We start from the raw sequence: 17,364 nt of genomic DNA, 5'->3' as shown, positions 1-17,364 counted from the left end.
TTCCGATACCAGAGGTGGTGTAACCCAAGCCTGCGCCGGACATACCCACACCGGACATAATTTGTCCAATTCCTGCACCAGACATTCCGATACCCGAAGTGGTATAACCGACACCGGACTGAGTTTGACCGATACCCATGCCGACACCGGACATTCCGATACCAGAGGTGGTGTAACCCAAGCCTGCGCCGGACATACCCACACCGGACATAATTTGACCGATACCGACACCGGACATCAGTTGTCCAATACCGGAAGTGGTGTAACCGATACCCGAAGTGGTGTAACCCAAGCCTGCACCAGACATACCGACACCGGACATAATTTGTCCAATTCCTGCACCGGACATCAGTTGTCCAATACCAGACATTCCGATACCGGAAGTGGTGTAACCTAAGCCTGCGCCGGACATACCGACACCGGACTGGGTTTGACCGACACCGGACATACTCAACCCAACACCGGACATACCGACACCGGACATCGTTTCGCCGACGCCAGACGCCCACATTCCCGCACCAGAGGGGAAGATAAAGGAACTGACAGACTCTTGGGGTTTGACAACTTGGTGCATGGAACCAAACAGAGAACCTGCGATGCGTTTGGCTTCTGTTTCCTTCGATAACCCAAATAAATCGTCATAAGCCCCTGCCATGACATAGGATTTCGTAGGAGTAGGGAATTCATAGAAGGTTTTCCCTTGTAATTCTTCCTCCCAAGAAACTGTAATAAATTGATCGTCAATCCATTCTGCCGGATAAACCGGAGGAATGCGAGTCGCCGCCGAACGGGCTAAGACCAACCAACGACCGTCAACACAACGATAACCAATTTCAACTACATAGTCCCGGTCACTCACAGGAACAGGTAAATACCATTCCCGTGCTAATTCATCACAAGGATATTCTTGAATGCTGTGGGGGCTTTGATAGTCTAAGTCAATATCGGTAACGTCATAGATTCTCAGGGCGAGTTGTTGTCCCCCTTGGCGTCGAAACATTTCCTTCTGTTCGTTAGAAACGTCCCAGTAAGCATAGGCCCATTCAGGATCTCTGGGCATCATGACGATTTGGCTTTCACCATATCCGACGGGTAAATCTACTAAACCCTCATCCACCAAGGATAAGGAATTATCGATTTGATAAGTCTGACTGACGACAGAAAACTTTGCGATTTCCACTTCTTCTTGTGCCTCCAATGCGCGAGATGAATTAAGGGTTCCAAACTTCTGACTTTGGATTTCTTGAATAGCTTCTAAAAGCTGAGATTTACGCATCCGGCTATAACGAGAAATGCCATATTCACTGGCAACTTTGCGGAGTTGCCGTAGGGTCATATCTTCTAAAGGAGGGCGTTCCTTTGACATAAAAGAGTGATCTCCATTGGTTTAAACAGCAGATTGATAACTCTGTAGAAATTCTTCGGGATCATGGGGATCGCTTGATTACTCACCATGTTGCAGAAAATATCTAATTTGGTCAAGGGGTAAATCCCAATATTGATGAGTAAATATACACAGTTGTCGGGGTTTCGGGGATCGAAATGTCAGGATATCTTAACATTACAGGGTAAAAAAAAGCCTCTTTGATCCCAAAGAGGATTGAAATTAGATTAACGCATCACTTGCCAATCTTCAATGCGCCATTCACCGTCCTTGCGAATAAAGCGATATTGAAGTTGTAAACCGGCATCTTCAGTATTTTGAAGTTGACCTTGGCTATAATATTGGACTTGTTCCTGAACCTCAGCATAAGCAACCGCTTGGTTAGGATTAGCTTGATCCATCTGTACCTCAGTGACTTTTACACTATGTTTATAAGTCCGATGGGAGCCTTCTTGTTTCAGGGTTTCCGCCATTCCCACCCAACGAGCTAAGGCTGGATCAACTAAAATTTTCTGTAACGCTTCAACTTGATGCTCTGGCCCCAAGGCTGCCGATTTTGCCGATAACCATTGATTCAGCTTGGCTTCAGCCACTTCAGGCGTTAACTTTTCTGGCTCTGCTGTAACCGGTTTGGGTTCAGGAATGGGTAAGGGTGGCTGGTTTAACTGCACCATAGCCTGTTCCCCCTTCAACGTTGGCCCAGACCATCCTAAAACATCGGCTAAGGCTCCAAAGGCTCTGGACAGTAAAAACCACAGTAACCAAAGTCCCAACAATCCTCCCACACCGAGAATTAACAACCGACGCCATTTACTAGAATCTTGTTTGCGTTGAATGCGCCGTAGACTGCTGCTATTGGGAATGGGAGAAGGATTCGGCGGTTTAGGAGTTGGGGGAACAGTGGACGATGCTGGAGGTTCACTAACCTTAGAAGACTGAGTTTCCCGCGATGGAGAAGAAGGTTTTCGACTTCCCTGGATGGAGGTTGAGGCTGAACCCGTTTCTACGGAAGTTCGCACACTAGGCGGAGGAGGGGCAGACAATAAGGGAGAAATAGATTCTCTGACACCCGACACGGAGACATCCGAATTCAAGGGGGCGACGGTCGCCATGGAACGTTCTGGAGAAGACGAGGTGAGTTGAAGATTCGTAGCCGTTGAACTGGGTTTGGACGCTGGCGGCTTGGAACTAGAAACGGAAGTTGTAGTAGGACGGCGAGGTTGAACCACAACCCACTCGTTCGAGGTACTGCCCGTTTCATTGGGTAAAGCTTCCAAATAAGCTTGGACATGGGGATCGGCAAAATAATCTTTTAAAGAAACCGACTGATCCAGTAAATCTCGAAAATGGGGGAAGACCTCATCTTGTAACCAACTTTCAGCATAGAGGCATAACCCCGGCAATAAATCGGGAGAATTTTGAGAATTTTCACGGATAAAGGCAATGGGTTCTCGTTCCTGACTTAATTCTAGGGAACGACTGGCTTCCTCGGTTTGCCCCAACAATAAGGCACAAACTGCCTTTTCTAAATTTACATCTTGCCGTCTCCCTAAATGCATCAGCATTAATTTGGCTTTACGAATTAAGGCGGGTTGGGCTTCCGCAAACCCTTGAGCAATTAAGGCATACACCGCTAAATAAGTGGCAACAGCCGAGGGACGACGAGCTTCTGTTTCAAACAACCCTTGCTGTTCGGTGGTGGTCATGTAGCGACGCAGTTGCTGCACAAACCGCAGAAAATCTTCAACCCCTAACCCCGATTGATCATCGGCTTGACCGTCAATGCCACCCCGTTCCTGAAGCATTTCCCGCAAAAGTTGCAGTCCTTTACGACGTTCTGAGGTTTTTTCTAGGGGAAGTTGGAGTAATTCTAAAATCCGATAGGGACGGAGTTTGTAGAGATCCGTTTGCATTTCACCTCTCAAACTGGCAAACAAACTTTCTCGTAATAATAGATTTTGTCCAGCCTCTAAGGAAGAAGCCGCATTTTCATATTGCCCTTGTTGCCACTGTTCCCGACCGAGTTCTAAATAAGCTGAAGCAACCGTCAAAATCACATCAGGAACAATTAGGGCCGGATCTCCAAAACGGCCATCTTTGAGGCCAATACTGCCACTACTGAGATAGGGTTGACATAATTTCACCACTAATTCATATTCCCCTAATTCATGAAGGAGTAATAACGCCCCCACAAATTGTTGATCTTCGATCTCAATACTCGGTGTGTGAGAATCAATGACGGGTTCTAAAGCGGTGGTTTCGCTGTTGGCACGTTTGCCAAAAGCAGGGGTTTTGATTTCAGATTCGGGTTCGTAGGTTTTGGCTAAAAACCCCATGTCATAAGCTTGACGTTGATCAGCATCCGATAAAATTGCATAAGCCTCGTCGATCAACTGTTTGCGTGCGGTGATCGCTAAATCAGAATACTCCCGTCTCGGAAGTTGCAAAGTGCGATCGCGGTGCGCTTGCTTGAGTTGTTCTGGAGTTGCTTGAATCGGTAAGCCTAATATTCGGTAATAATCGAGTGGAATACGCACGGGCCACTTCCCCAACGGTGAGAAACTGATGTAGCTATATTAGCAGGGAATTGACCATTGCCTGTTGAGAGCCAACAGTCAACCCTGAACCTGTAAAATAGAATTTCAAATTGGTCAAGGTAATTGGAAACAATGGTACAGGAACGCACGTTACCGACATTTAAGGCGGATGCAACGGCTGTAACCCGTGATGAGGGGTTAATGCTGTATGAGGATATGGTTTTAGGGCGATTATTTGAAGATAAATGCGCTGAGATGTATTATCGCGGCAAAATGTTTGGTTTTGTCCACCTGTACAACGGTCAAGAAGCCGTTGCGACGGGGATGATCCGCGCGGGTCGCCGAGATGAAGATTTTGTTTGTAGTACTTATCGGGATCATGTTCATGCCTTGAGCGCTGGGGTTCCTCCTCGTCAAGTGATGGCGGAGTTATTTGGTAAGGCAACAGGCTGTTCTAAGGGTCGGGGCGGCTCAATGCACCTGTTCTCCTCAGAACATAATTTATTAGGGGGGTTTGCCTTTGTCGCAGAGGGAATTCCGGTGGCGATGGGGGCTGCTTTTCAAACGAAATACCGTCGGGAAGCTATGAATGATCCGAATGCGGATCAGGTGACGATGTGTTTCTTTGGGGATGGTGCTTGCAATAACGGTCAGTTCTATGAATGTTTGAATATGGCAACGTTATGGAAATTGCCGATTATTTATGTGGTTGAAAATAATAAATGGGCGATCGGGATGGCCCATGAACGGGCAACCTCTGACCCGGAAATCTACAAAAAAGGCCCAGCGTTTGGAATGCCGGGCTATGAAGTCGATGGGATGGATGTTTTGGCAGTTCGAGAAGTGGCTAAAAAGGCGATTGAACGTGCCCGTGCTGGGGAAGGCCCAACGTTAGTTGAAGCCTTAACTTATCGTTTCCGTGGTCATTCTTTGGCTGATCCTGATGAATTACGGAATAAAGAAGAGAAAGAATTTTGGTTGGCTCGTGATCCGATTAAAAAATTTGCGGCTTATTTAACGGAACATAATTTAGCAACCCAGGAGGAATTAAAGGCAATTGATCAACAGGTTCAAGCTACCATTGATGATGCGGTAGAATTTGCCCAAAATAGCCCGGAACCTGATCCCCAAGATCTGTGTCGTTATATTTATGCTGATGATTAATAAACTGTAAATCACAGAACACAAAAACCGGGTTTCTTAAAAGTAATTTTGTTGTTTTTACCGAAATAACAGTGAGAAACCCGGTTTCTTTACGGGAGATTTAATGTCCTTGTTTCCAATCTGTTCCTCCGGGTAATTCGATTAACTGTTGATCGACTTGGATCGCTAATTCTTTAGGGGCATAACAATAGGTTAAATCGAGTAATTGTTCAGCCGTGATTAAAATAGAATTTCCCTCGACCATTTCTGATAATTGAAACGGGGTATAGCTTCCGTTCATGACTTCAACACTAGCATCACGGATGGCATCTTCTAAACTCTCTTCTAACCAGGTTGTCCATTCATGTTGTTGAATATAATAAGATTGTTTATTATCTTTAATATTAAGTTTGTTAATTTCTCGAATCGAACCTCGAATCGAAGCCGCCCAGGAATTGGTTAATCGTTGTTCAATTTGGTTTGTAATTAAATGAATTAATAATCTCAGTAAATAGGATTGAATATTTCGTAAAATTGCTTGTTTTCCCATTCCTTCCAATTCATTAACAATGATTAACGCTTCATCATAGCGTTGTTCTTCAATGCAAGTTCTTAAATTAATCAGTTCTTGTACCATAATTAATGACAAGCGATCGCTATTTTAATGACTGTTTAATCCAAAACTTGAGAATTCGCAATTCTCCAAATTCCATCCCACTTCTCTAAATTATAACGCACTAATTTTGTATTAAAGCTACTTTCAACAATTTGACCCCTTTTGTATAAGGTTGTATCTATTGATAGTAAGCATCATCATCAATTCATAACAACAACCGTCAAAACCTTGTTTTCGGAAACTCTAACGCTGACCGAGAATTTTTCTGATTAATGAATGCTGGCGGAAACCGCTAGAGTTTTTTTACCTTTTAATAAATAGGTGGTCATTTCTCCTTTTCCTTTAACTAAAATCGTTCCTCGTTTTTCAAATTGGTATTGTTCTTTCAAGGCTAAATAAGTTGCTTCTGTGACTTGAATTTCATCGGTAATTCCATGGGATTCCATGCGACTTGCTAGATTAACGGTATCCCCCCATAAATCATAAATAAATTTCTTAATTCCAATCACTCCTGCTACCACTGGCCCCATTGCAATTCCAATTCTAATATGAAAATTTTGTTGAGTTTTGACATTAAATTCTTTCAAAGTTTTCTGCATATCTAACGCCATACCAGCCATCGCATCTGCATAATCATCACGGGGAATGGGTAAACCAGAAACCACCATATAAGCATCCCCAATGGTTTTAATTTTTTCTAACCCATGTAATTCGGCTAAATAATCAAATTCAGAGAAAATTTGATTCAATAAATTCACTAATTCAGCCGGATCAAATCGTCCTGAAAGTTCAGTAAAACCGACAATATCAGCAAATAAAACCGCCGCATCGGTAAAACTATCTGCAATGGTACTCGGTTGCTGTTTTAGCCGTTGGGCAATGGTATGGGGTAGAATATTTAACAGTAAACTTTCGGAGCGTTCCTGTTCTTCTTTCACTTGCTCATAAGCTTGTTCTAAGGCTTGACGAGACTTAAATTCTGAACGAGCTAAACGCTCATATAAATACACCGAAAGATTGCAAATTAAACAAATCCAAAATAAATACAGGAATAAGAACTCTGCTGTCATCCAAGGAGCCGGAAGCACCAGTTTTAAATTCAATAACATTTGGCTTCCATGATAATAGATTAAAACCCCTAATTGAGAAATAAAATGTAACGGCCAATAAACCGGAATTAATGTCGCTTGGGAAAAAAACATTAACGGCCATTCAATAATGGAAGCACTCGCAATTCCGTTGAGGTTTCCTCGAATTTGTGGGGTAATGGTGACGACCCAAGAAAATACAAGAAACATCAACCCCGGATATTTCATCCCGAAAGGAGTTCGCAACAGGACTAAACCAATCATTAAACCTAACTCAGCGACAACTTGTGTGACGACCCATTCCGCCTGGAAATGGTCAGGATGAAAGAAAAAATTGTTAATTTGTGAAACAGTAAAGGTAAAATAGGAAATCAGAGCTAAAGTAAAACCTAAACTTAAACGTTGGTAAATAAAATGCTTTCGCCAATCGTCATAAGTTTGGGCTTTAGTTGGAGCTAAATTTGAAGAAAACTTCTTCAGGTTGGTTTGAATAAATGCACCGATTTCTGATAGTCTTGAGTCAGTTATAGCCATGATTTCCTCTGAGTTTCAGCTAGGCGTTCAATACAATCTACCTGGGAAGAATTATTTTTTAATAATGTTGAATTGAGTTTGAGAATAGCTGTGAATAATAATCCGCGCCAAGTTGCATTTTTAGCTCTCCGAGACATTAACCGACGGGGTGGACTCGCTGATGTGATTTTAGAGCAGTGGCTTCGTCAATCTGATTTATCAGATATTAACCGACGCTTAACGACAGAATTAGTCTATGGTTGTGTTCGTAGAAGGCGATCGCTTGATACCTTAATCGATTACTTAGCCCCTAAAAAATCCCATCAACAGCACCCGGATATTCGTACTATACTACATCTGGGTTTTTATCAAATTTGCTATCTGAATCAAATTCCTAATTCAGCGGCGGTAGATACCAGTGTTGAATTAGTAAAACACAATGGCTTAAAGCATTTTAGTGGTTTTGTGAATGGAATATTAAGACATTATATTCGAGAAAGGGAAAATTGTCAGTTAGAAACGAATGATTTTGATCACAGTATTTTTACTGTGTTTGAGTTACCGAAAAATCCCAGTGAACAATTAGGAATTATCTATAGTTTTCCCAACTGGCTGATTCAATTTTGGTTAGAGACTTTAGGATTAACCGAAACCGAACAGCTTTGTCATTGGTTTAATCAATCTCCTGCTTTAATTTTAAGGGTGAATCCTTTAAAAACAACCTTAGAAACCGTAGAATCTCAATTGCTAGAAAAAGGAATTTCAGTTGATCGAATTTCTGGGCTACCCTTGGGATTAAAATTAACGGGAAGTGTGGGTTCAATTCAACATTTACCCGGTTATGATCAAGGGTGGTGGTCAATTCAAGATAGTAGTGCTCAATGGGTGAGTTATTTATTAGATCCCAAACCTGGAGAAGTGATTATTGATGCTTGTGCGGCACCCGGAGGAAAAACCACCCATATTGCAGAATTAATGCAGGATCAAGGTAAAATCATAGCCTTTGATTTAGTGAAATCTCGGTTAAAAAAAGTGCAGCAAAATTTTAAACGATTACAGCTAAATTCGATTCAAACTCAATGGGGAGATCTTCGCAAAATTGAAGGATATTTTCAAAGTGCAGATCGATTGTTATTAGATGCTCCTTGTTCGGGTTTAGGAACGTTACATCGGAGAGCCGATGGACGCTGGCGACATGATACTAAAAACATTCAAGAGTTGTCTCAACTGCAATCTGAACTATTAGAAATAACCCAAACTTGGGTGAAGCCAGGAGGCTGTTTAGTTTATTCAACTTGTACCCTCCATCCTCAAGAAAATGAAACCATTATTAACAACTTTTTAAGTCAACATTCTAACTGGAAAATTCAACCGCCTACTGAAGATTTTAAGCTGGTTCCTGAACCGGAAGGCTGGATCAAAATTTGGCCCCATAGACAGAAGATGGATGGATTTTTTATGGTAAAATTAATTAAAAAGTTAACTTGATTAACAGGCAGGATTTCTGTTCCACATTTTCTAATTTTATGCACTTAATTTTATGCCATACTACTGTTGATTTTGATGCCCTTGGTGCGGCGGTGGGATTAACTCGAATTTACCCCGGAAGTCGCATTGTTTTATCGGGTGGAAGTCATCCGGCGGTGAGAGATTTTTTAGCCTTTTATCGAGATGAATTTCCGTTAATTGAACGTCGGTCTGTTAATCCTAATAAAGTTCATTCGATTAGTGTAGTTGATACCCAAAGTTGCGATCGCTTAGGAAAAAGTGCAGAATGGTTTAAATTAGCCAATTTATCAGCGATTAGAATTTATGATCATCATCCTGATATTAAATCCGATATTCCCGCCACAGAAACCTATATTGAAGCAGTCGGTGCAACCACCACTTTAATTGTAGAACAGTTACAAATCTTGGCTCAAAATTCTGCCCAACCGTTAATTTTAAACACAGCAGAAGCAACGGTGATGGCACTAGGAATTCATTTAGATACAGGGTCTTTAACCTTTCCCCATTCCACCCCTAGAGATGCCATGGCGTTAGCCTGGTTAATGCAGCAAGGCGCTAGTTTACCTGTGATTTCAGAATATGTAGAACCCGGTTTACCGCCTAAATTACAAGATTTATTAACCTTAGCTTTAGAACAGTTAAAAAAATCAACCATTCGAGGATATACCGTAGCTTGGGTATTATTAAAAACCGATGAATATGTGCCCGGTTTATCCAGTTTGGCATCTGAATTAATCGATTTAACCGAAAGTGATGCCTTACTTTTAGGACATCAATATGGGAAAGGAGAAGGGGATCGATTAAGTATTATTGGACGGTCTCGAATTGAAAAAACCAATCTCAATCAATTATTTAAACCTTATGGCGGTGGAGGACATACCCGTGCTGCTTCAGTTAGCTTAAAAGACGGTCATTTTTCTGAAATTTTACATCAATTAGTTGAACAATTAAAAGCACAAATTCCTCACCCGCCAACGGCAAAAGAATTAATGTCTTCTCCGGTAAGAACTATCCGTCCTGACACTTCTGTAGAAGAAACCCATCGGATTTTATTACGCTATGGTCATTCCGGTTTATCAGTTGTTGATGAACAAGATCAATTAGTCGGAATTATTTCCCGTCGAGATTTAGATATTGCCTTACATCATGGCTTTAGTCATGCACCCGTTAAGGGATATATGACCCCGCAATTAAAAACAATTACTCCCGATACAACCTTACCCGAAATTGAATATTTAATGGTAACTTATGATATTGGACGGTTGCCTGTTTTAGATCAAGGAAATTTAGTCGGAATTGTCACCCGAACCGATGTTTTAAGATTACTCCATCAACAACAACGTCCGCAAAAATCTCCCTTAAAAGGTTGTATTCCTGGGGTGAGTTGTTCCACCTTAGATGAATTATTACAAGAACGATTAGCAACGCCACTATTAACCTTATTGAATCGTTTATCTTTCTTAGCTCAAAAACGAGGCTGGCAGGTTTATTTAGTAGGAGGTGCGGTAAGAGATTTACTCTTAGCTGAACCTGAAAAAACAGTCATCTTAAGTGATATTGATATTGTGGTAGATGGATGTTATGGAAATCCTAATGGTAATGGAGATTTTGTTTCTTCAGGTTCTCCCGCCGTAGAATTAGCAATGGATTTACAAAAACATTATCCGGCTGCCCGGTTAGATGTTCATGGTCAATTTCAAACGGCGGCTTTATTATGGCATAATGACCCGATTTTAGATTCTCTTTGGATTGATATTGCCACTGCGAGAACAGAATTTTATCCTTATCCGGCGGCAAATCCAGAGGTAGAAGCAAGTTCAATTCGTCAAGATTTATATCGACGAGATTTTACGATTAATGCCTTAGCTTTGCGGTTAACGCCTCCCTTAGTTGGAGAATTGTTAGACTTTTTTGGGGGAGTTTTAGATTTAGAACAACGAAAAATTAGAGTTTTACATTCTAATAGTTTTATTGAAGATCCAACTCGAATTTATCGCGCCGTGCGGTTTGCGGTGCGCTTAGGATTTGAAATTGAAACTCAAACGAAAGAATATATCCGCTATGCCATTAGTAGTGGGATTTATGAAAAACAACGAGAAGAAAGCAATAAATCTTTTGATCAAAATCGTCGGGTTCCCGCTTTAGAAACTCGTTTAAAAAGTGAGTTAAAATATATTTTACAATCTCCCTATTGGAAACGTTCCTTGAAATTATTAGGAGAGTTAAAAGCTTTACGATGTATTCATCCAACCTTAGAATTAAGCCCCCAATTATGGCGACAAATTCGCTCTGTAGATCGCTGTTTACAACGCTTTGATGCACACCGAAGTTTAACCCATTGGGAGATCCGCTTAGAGGTGTTAATTGCCTATTTAGATCCTGAATATCGAGAAAAAGTAGCTCAAAATCTTCAATTACAGGTTGAAAGTTTGGAACGGTTACAACACTTAGAATTAGCTAAAAATCAAATAATAGAAACCCTATTTCAATCTCCTAAAAATAGTCAGGTTTTCTGGTTATTTAAAGCTTATAGTTTACCGATGTTAATTTTAATCGCTGTACAATCGACTCGACCCGTTAGACAACGAATTTGGCAATATTTAACTCAATTACAGGAAATTAAACCGCCTTTAAATGGCAATGATTTAAAAGCTATGGGATATAAACCCGGTCGTCAATTTAAACAAATGCTCGATGATTTATTAACGCTGACTTTAGATGGAGCCGTGAGCGATCGCACCTCTGCGGAAGCATTTTTAAAACAGAATTATCCCTTAGAGGCCAAATTATCTTAAACTAAGATTTGGGAAATGCTGATCACTTTTTGAGAGAGAATATGAGTTTAGCTGAACTGTTAGAACCCATTGCGAATGTATTTCGGGGTTTAGGAATTCCAGAACCCATTACCCATTGGGGACATCCAGTGATGATGGGAACCGTGATTTTCATGATGGGAACTTATGTGGGTTGGACAGGATGGCGCGGACGTCTAGCCGAAGACAAGGAAGTGAGCTCCAAAAATCGCGCAGATCACCGCAAACTCGCTCCCTTGATGTTTTTGTTTTTGGCTTTAGGATACACCGGAGGGTTGTTATCTTTGGTGATGCAAAAACAACCGATTTTAGAAAGTTCCCACTTCTGGACAGGAACTATCTTATTAGGTTTTTTATTAATTAATAGTGTGATCGCTTTTACCGGGTTTGGTAAAGATAATCCCAGTTTAAGAATGACTCACGCTTATCTAGGAACCGTTGCATTAGGGTTAATGTTAGTCCATACCTTTTTCGGTTTACAATTAGGGTTTTCTCTTTAATTGAGGGTTAACGATTAACAGGTAGGGGCGGTTAACTCCGCCCTAATAAAAGTTCACTGATAACGCATAACTGAATGGTAATTTTAATTCTGGCTTTTGCTTATCTTTTGGGTTTGCTAGTAACTGCAATTCCGGGGGGTAACTATGCAATATTAGGATTAGGAATTCTATTAGCGATCGCAACAGCTTTAAAACAAGTTTATCAGCAAAAACAATTCCGTAAAGCTCGAATTCAGCAATTTATTAAACAAAAAGAAACCCGCAAAGATGCTCTCAAAGATCCGATAGAATTTGCCGATAAAATTTCTAAAACTCCCCGTCCTAAAATGCCATTTTGGGTTTGGTTATTAGCCGGGATTATTGCTTTTTTAGCCAGTGTTTATTTACAGATTAGAACGCCTCAACCTGCCAGTGATGATATTAGTAATTTAATTCTCAATAGTGGAAATAGCCAAGATTTATTAATTACAGTTCGGGGAGAAATTAATAGTATTCCTCGATTAACTCGTTCAGGACGTGGACAATTTTGGTTAAAGGCAAATCAAGTTAATGAAATTACCAATAATAATACTCCCATTTCAGTCGGTCGAGATGTCAGTGGTTTAGTTTATGTCACCCTTCCTTTATTAAAAACAACCGGATTATATCCAGGGGAAAGTATCGCGATTACGGGTAGTTTATATCAACCTCAACCTCCTTCAAACCCAGGAGGATTTAATTTTAAAAAGTATCTTGCTCAACAAGGGGCGTTTGCGGGATTGCGGGGACGTTATATTAGTCATGATGATAGTCAACCTGCTCCTTGGGGACTGTGGAAAATTCGTCAACGGATTACACGCGCTCAAGCGAAATTATTAGGAGTTCCTGAAGGTTCACTGTTAAGCGCAATGGTATTAGGTCGTTTAGCGGTTGATTTACCTTATGAAATTCGAGATATTTTTGTTCAAGTTGGATTGGCTCATATTTTGGCAGCTTCGGGGTTTCAAGTTTCCTTTTTATTAGGAATTATTTTAGCTGTTACTCAGAGATTTTCTCCTAAAATTCGATTTGGCTTAGGATTATTAACGCTGCTGTTATATTTAGGATTAACCGGAATTTCTCCATCGGTTTTACGAGCAACATTAATGGGACTCGCGGTATTAATTGCCCTGGTTACTCAACGTCAAACTAAACCTTTAAATGTTTTATTAGGGGTAGCAATATTATTATTAATTGCTAATCCGACTTGGATCTTTGATATTGGGTTTCAACTCAGCTTTTTAGCGACATTAGGATTAATGGTAACGGTTCCTCCCTTGATGCAAGGGTTAAATTGGATGCCTCCGTTTTTTGCTTCTTTAATAGCGGTTCCCTTAGCGGTTACAATCTGGACATTACCTCTACAACTCTACATTTTTAACGTTTTATCTCCCTATAGTATTTTAGTTAATATTATTGCCTCTCCTTTGATTTCAATTATTACATTAGGGGGGATGGCGAGTGCTTTAGTTGCCTTAATGTTGCCCGGAATGGGTAGTCTGATAGCCCAAGGTCTTCATTATCCAATTTTTGGGTTAATTGAAACCGCCGACTATTTTAGTCAACTTCCAGGGAATTCAATTGCAGTGGGTCGCATTTCTCTAATGCAATTAATCGCCCTTTATAGTTTAAATCTTTTAATTTGGGGTTATTTTATTTGGTTTAATTCTGACTCAAACCCTAGATTTTCTACTTCTAAAAAAGGCTTAATTCCGATTTTATTCTGCGTTACCTTAGCGGTTTTAATTGTTGTTGCACCGGGTTGGTATACTAAAACCTCTCAATTTCAAGCAACGATTTTAGGGACACCGAAAGAACCGATTTTAGTGATTGAAGAACAAGGGAAAGTGACTTTAATTAATAGCGGGAGTCAAAATACAGCTAAATTTGTTGTTTTACCGTTTTTAAATGCTCAAGGTGTGAATGAAATTCATTGGTCGGTTGCGACTCATTCCCAACTCGGTTTAAGTATTGGGTGGCCCTTAATTTTAGAGAATGTTCCGATTAAAACTTTTTACGATAATCCCGCCCCGAAAAAAACCTATCAAGCGACAAATGATGTGATTTTGAAAACTTTAAACCAACAAAAAGGGTCTTACATTCCGTTAACGTTAGGTCAACCGATCATGTTAGGGTCGGTGCAAATTGAATTATTAAATGCTCAACCCCCTGTAATTCGATTTAAACTGGGTCAAAAAGTTTGGACGTTATTAGGAGAAACCACCCCCAATGATCAAAACCAGTTGCTTGAGGGTCAAAAGTTAACCCCGACTCAGGTGTTGTGGTGGTCAGGAGAACCCTTAACCGCAGAAATTTTATCCGTATTAAAGCCTGAAATTGCGATCGCTTCTTCTAATTCAATTGATCCTAAAACCGTAGAAACCCTGAGTCAACAACGCACTCAAATCTTCTGGACAGGTCGAGATGGGGCCTTACGCTGGACACCCACCCAAGGTTTTGAAACAACTTTAGATTTTGATGAAACAGATGGATCTTTTCTTTGATATAATAAAAAAATCGTCTAAAATACGATCTGAATCATTTCAGGTTTGGAGAGGTGGCAGAGTGGTCGAATGCGGCAGACTCGAAATCTGTTAGGGGCTTTACTGTTCCTCGTGGGTTCGAATCCCACCCTCTCCGCTTTCAGACTGAGATAAAATCGAGAAATTGCGACTACAGATTATTTCCTAAACCCCTGTAGAGACGCACCATGGCGCGTCTCTACGTGGGATGGATGGCGTAGCAAACATTGAAGGATAAAATATCCTGTTTTTCTACAAGATAGGTTAGTTTACTTTTGATCCGGTAACGCTAAACAATCCGTTGTTCCCCAACACACATAAACAGGCGTATTATTATCAGGTAAACTCTCAACGGTTTTGGGTTGACGAACCATGACATTTTCCCCAGATAATAACTTCACCAGATATTGAATATGGGTTCCCAAATACATCGAATTAATTAACCGACCTTCAAAACAATTGATAGCCCCATTAACAGGATATAAACTCAAGGTAACTTTTTCTGGACGCACACTCACCACCGCCGATGCACCTGTTCTTAAATCTTGTTGAGGGAGTTGAAGACCAGGGAGTTTAATTTGTTCAATTTCAATACTTAATCCCGTTTCTGTAACAATATATAAACGGCTGGAATCTACACTTTCAACGGTTCCTCGAAATAAATTAGTATCCCCAATAAAATCAGCAACAAAGGCTGTTTGAGGATATTCATAAATCTCGTTAGGAGTGCCAATTTGTTCAATTTTACCATCGTGCATGACAGCAATTCGGTCAGATAAACTCATGGCTTCTTCTTGGTCATGAGTCACCATAATAAACGTTAACCCCAAATTGCGATGGAGGCTGGAGAGTTCCATCTGCATTTGTTTGCGGAGTTTTAAATCTAAAGCACCTAACGGTTCATCTAATAATAATACTGCCGGACGATTGACTAATGCTCTCGCTAAAGCGACCCGTTGCTGTTGACCCCCGGACATTTGGGAGGGGTAACGGTTCGCAAAGGATTCCATTTTAACTAAACTTAAAGCTTCCCGAACTTTTTCTTCAATTTCTGCTTTACTTTTGCGTTTAAGTCGGAGTCCAAAAGCTATATTTTCCCAAACCGTTAAATGGTTAAACAAAGCATAACTTTGAAAAACGGTATTCACCGGACGCAGATAGGGGGGCGTTTGCGTCACGCACTGACCTCGAATCAGGACTTCTCCCGCAGAGGGCATCTCAAACCCGGCAATCAGTCGCAGTGTTGTAGTTTTGCCGCAACCGGATGGCCCCAAAATACTAAAAAATTCTCCTCGACGAATATCGAGATCTACGCCACGAACAGCCGTTTCCCCGTTAAAGACCTTGAACACTTTCCGAAGTTCAACGTCGAGCTTGGTTTCAGCCCCAATAGCACCTTGATTCTGCGTAGCCGCTTGCAGCATAGTGTCACGTTATGGCGGAGATTTACCCTCCCTACAGCTTATCTGTTGAAAACTGGACTGGCAAGAGAGATGATCCAGAGAATTGCAGATTCAAGCGTGGAGTGTTACTGGAATCCAGTGTACAATATCGAGCGCGAAAGTACAGCGATTAACCCGCTTCTTGGTGTGAGGAGTAAAAGGAATGAATTGGCAAAAAGATCCCTTGTCCGTTTTACAAGATACAAGTCGAACATTTTATATCCCGATTAGTCGTTTACCTCCCTTACTCCAAGAAGCAGTCGCTTCTGCCTATTTGTGTATGCGGGCGATTGATGAAGTTGAAGATCATCCTGATTTAGATCATGCAACAAAAGCCCGATTGCTGCATAGAATTAGCCAAAATTTTCAAGCCTCGGTCTGTCGAGAAACGATTGCTGATGATTGGTTTGCGGAATTTTCCCATACCGGAACTTTAGAAGAAGTGACCCTCCGGGTAGGGGAATGGGCGAAGTTAGCCCCAGAACGCATTGCCCCTCGGATTTGGGATGCAACGGCGGCGATGGCTGACCGTATGGCGTTTTGGGCTGAACGCAACTGGCGAATTGAAACCGAAGCAGAGTTAGATCAATATACCTTTAGTGTCGCGGGTTCTGTGGGGCTGTTGTTGTCGGATTTATGGGCTTGGTACGATGGCACCCAAACCAACCGGGTTCATGCGATTGGGTTCGGTCGAGGGTTACAGGCGGTGAATATTCTCCGCAATTACAAGGATGATGGCAGCCGAGGGGTAGATTTCTTCCCCGATGGTTGGACATCCGAACAAATGCACAACTATGCTAAACGAAATTTAGCCTTAGCGGATGCTTATACTGAAGCTTTACCCTCTGGCCCTGCGTTGGATTTTTGTCGCATTCCTTTAGCTCTGGCTCATGCGACGTTAGATGTTTTAGCCGACGGTCAAGACAAGCTGACTCGTAGTGCGGTGGTGCAGTTAATTGAACAGGTTTGTGGAGGGAAGTAGAAAGCAGGGGAGGCAGGGGGAGCAGGGGAGGCAGGGGGAGCAGGGGAGGCAGGGGGAGCAGGGGGAGCAGGGGAGGCAGGGGGAGCAGGGGGAGCAGGGGGAGCAGGGGGAGCAGGGGGAGGAGAGAAATTTCTGTTGCCTATTGCCTATTGCCTATTGCCTATTGCCTCCCCTTGTAAGAATTTCAACTCCCATGATATAATTGTAGGCTGTGTCGAATTTAGGCGAATCCATGCCCAAACTCAAAACTCGTAAATCCGCAGCCAGACGTTTTAGAGTCACAGGCAGTGGAAAAAT

12 protein-coding genes and 1 tRNA gene are annotated in these 17,364 nt (G+C 41.6%); 8 read left to right on the top strand and 5 right to left on the bottom strand.

Annotation, left to right across the window (positions count from 1 at the left end; genetic code table 11):
- Both ACKPEB_RS19460 and ACKPEB_RS19455 read right to left on the bottom strand, forming a co-directional pair.
- Positions 1–1,366: DUF4912 domain-containing protein (locus tag ACKPEB_RS19460; RefSeq protein WP_408966640.1), on the bottom strand; the 1,366-nt coding region annotated here is incomplete at its 3' end.
- 245 nt (positions 1,367–1,611) lie between these two features.
- On the bottom strand, positions 1,612–3,921 hold the full coding sequence (locus ACKPEB_RS19455) for an IMS domain-containing protein (RefSeq protein ID WP_408966639.1): 2,310 nt from the start codon (positions 3,919–3,921) through the stop codon (positions 1,612–1,614).
- A 132-nt stretch (positions 3,922–4,053) separates the two neighbouring features.
- Between ACKPEB_RS19455 and pdhA the strand changes: the two genes are divergently transcribed.
- Positions 4,054–5,085: a pyruvate dehydrogenase (acetyl-transferring) E1 component subunit alpha gene (pdhA, locus tag ACKPEB_RS19450; protein WP_408966638.1), complete on the top strand. Its 1,032-nt coding sequence runs from the start codon at positions 4,054–4,056 to the stop codon at positions 5,083–5,085.
- 100 nt (positions 5,086–5,185) lie between these two features.
- On the opposite strand, the gene ACKPEB_RS19445 is transcribed toward pdhA, so the two are convergent.
- Entirely contained in the window at positions 5,186–5,701 is a 516-nt protein-coding gene (locus ACKPEB_RS19445; protein WP_408966637.1) for a DUF29 family protein, read from the bottom strand.
- Positions 5,702–5,949: 248 nt separating this feature from the next.
- The gene (locus tag ACKPEB_RS19440) at positions 5,950–7,302 is read right to left on the bottom strand and encodes an adenylate/guanylate cyclase domain-containing protein (protein WP_408966636.1); all 1,353 of its coding nucleotides are present in this window, start codon (positions 7,300–7,302) and stop codon (positions 5,950–5,952) included.
- 90 nt (positions 7,303–7,392) lie between these two features.
- Between ACKPEB_RS19440 and ACKPEB_RS19435 the strand changes: the two genes are divergently transcribed.
- The 5 genes from ACKPEB_RS19435 (at position 7,393) to ACKPEB_RS19415 (ending at position 14,761) form a co-directional block, all read left to right on the top strand.
- Positions 7,393–8,769 (top strand): 16S rRNA (cytosine(967)-C(5))-methyltransferase, encoded by a 1,377-nt coding sequence (locus ACKPEB_RS19435; RefSeq protein WP_408966635.1) that lies wholly within the window; start codon positions 7,393–7,395, stop codon positions 8,767–8,769.
- A 38-nt stretch (positions 8,770–8,807) separates the two neighbouring features.
- Complete coding sequence (locus ACKPEB_RS19430) at positions 8,808–11,585, top strand: CBS domain-containing protein (protein ID WP_408966634.1); 2,778 nt, start codon at positions 8,808–8,810, stop codon at positions 11,583–11,585.
- A 41-nt stretch (positions 11,586–11,626) separates the two neighbouring features.
- Positions 11,627–12,103 carry a DUF4079 domain-containing protein gene (locus ACKPEB_RS19425; protein WP_408966633.1) on the top strand — a complete coding sequence of 159 codons (477 nt, stop codon included), beginning with the start codon at positions 11,627–11,629 and terminating at the stop codon, positions 12,101–12,103.
- A 74-nt stretch (positions 12,104–12,177) separates the two neighbouring features.
- Entirely contained in the window at positions 12,178–14,625 is a 2,448-nt protein-coding gene (locus ACKPEB_RS19420) for a ComEC/Rec2 family competence protein (protein WP_408966632.1), read from the top strand.
- 47 nt (positions 14,626–14,672) lie between these two features.
- Positions 14,673–14,761: transfer RNA gene (locus ACKPEB_RS19415), tRNA-Ser, on the top strand.
- A gap of 151 nt (positions 14,762–14,912) precedes the next feature.
- On the opposite strand, the gene ACKPEB_RS19410 is transcribed toward ACKPEB_RS19415, so the two are convergent.
- A complete protein-coding gene (locus ACKPEB_RS19410; RefSeq protein ID WP_408966631.1) occupies positions 14,913–16,067 on the bottom strand; it encodes an ABC transporter ATP-binding protein in 1,155 nt (384 codons plus the stop codon).
- A gap of 181 nt (positions 16,068–16,248) precedes the next feature.
- Here ACKPEB_RS19410 and ACKPEB_RS19405 point away from each other — a divergent pair, with 181 nt between their 5' ends.
- Both ACKPEB_RS19405 and ACKPEB_RS19400 read left to right on the top strand, forming a co-directional pair.
- Complete coding sequence (locus ACKPEB_RS19405) at positions 16,249–17,067, top strand: squalene/phytoene synthase family protein (RefSeq protein ID WP_408966630.1); 819 nt, start codon at positions 16,249–16,251, stop codon at positions 17,065–17,067.
- 232 nt (positions 17,068–17,299) lie between these two features.
- A partial coding sequence (locus tag ACKPEB_RS19400; protein WP_408966641.1) for a 50S ribosomal protein L35 occupies positions 17,300–17,364 on the top strand: 65 nt, incomplete at its 3' end.

Origin of the sequence: Planktothrix sp., from assembly GCF_046067725.1 — a bacterium.
Lineage (GTDB): Bacteria > Cyanobacteriota > Cyanobacteriia > Cyanobacteriales > Microcoleaceae > Planktothrix.
Note: the sequence above shows the minus strand (reverse complement) of the source record. Positions and strands in the feature narration are given on the sequence as shown.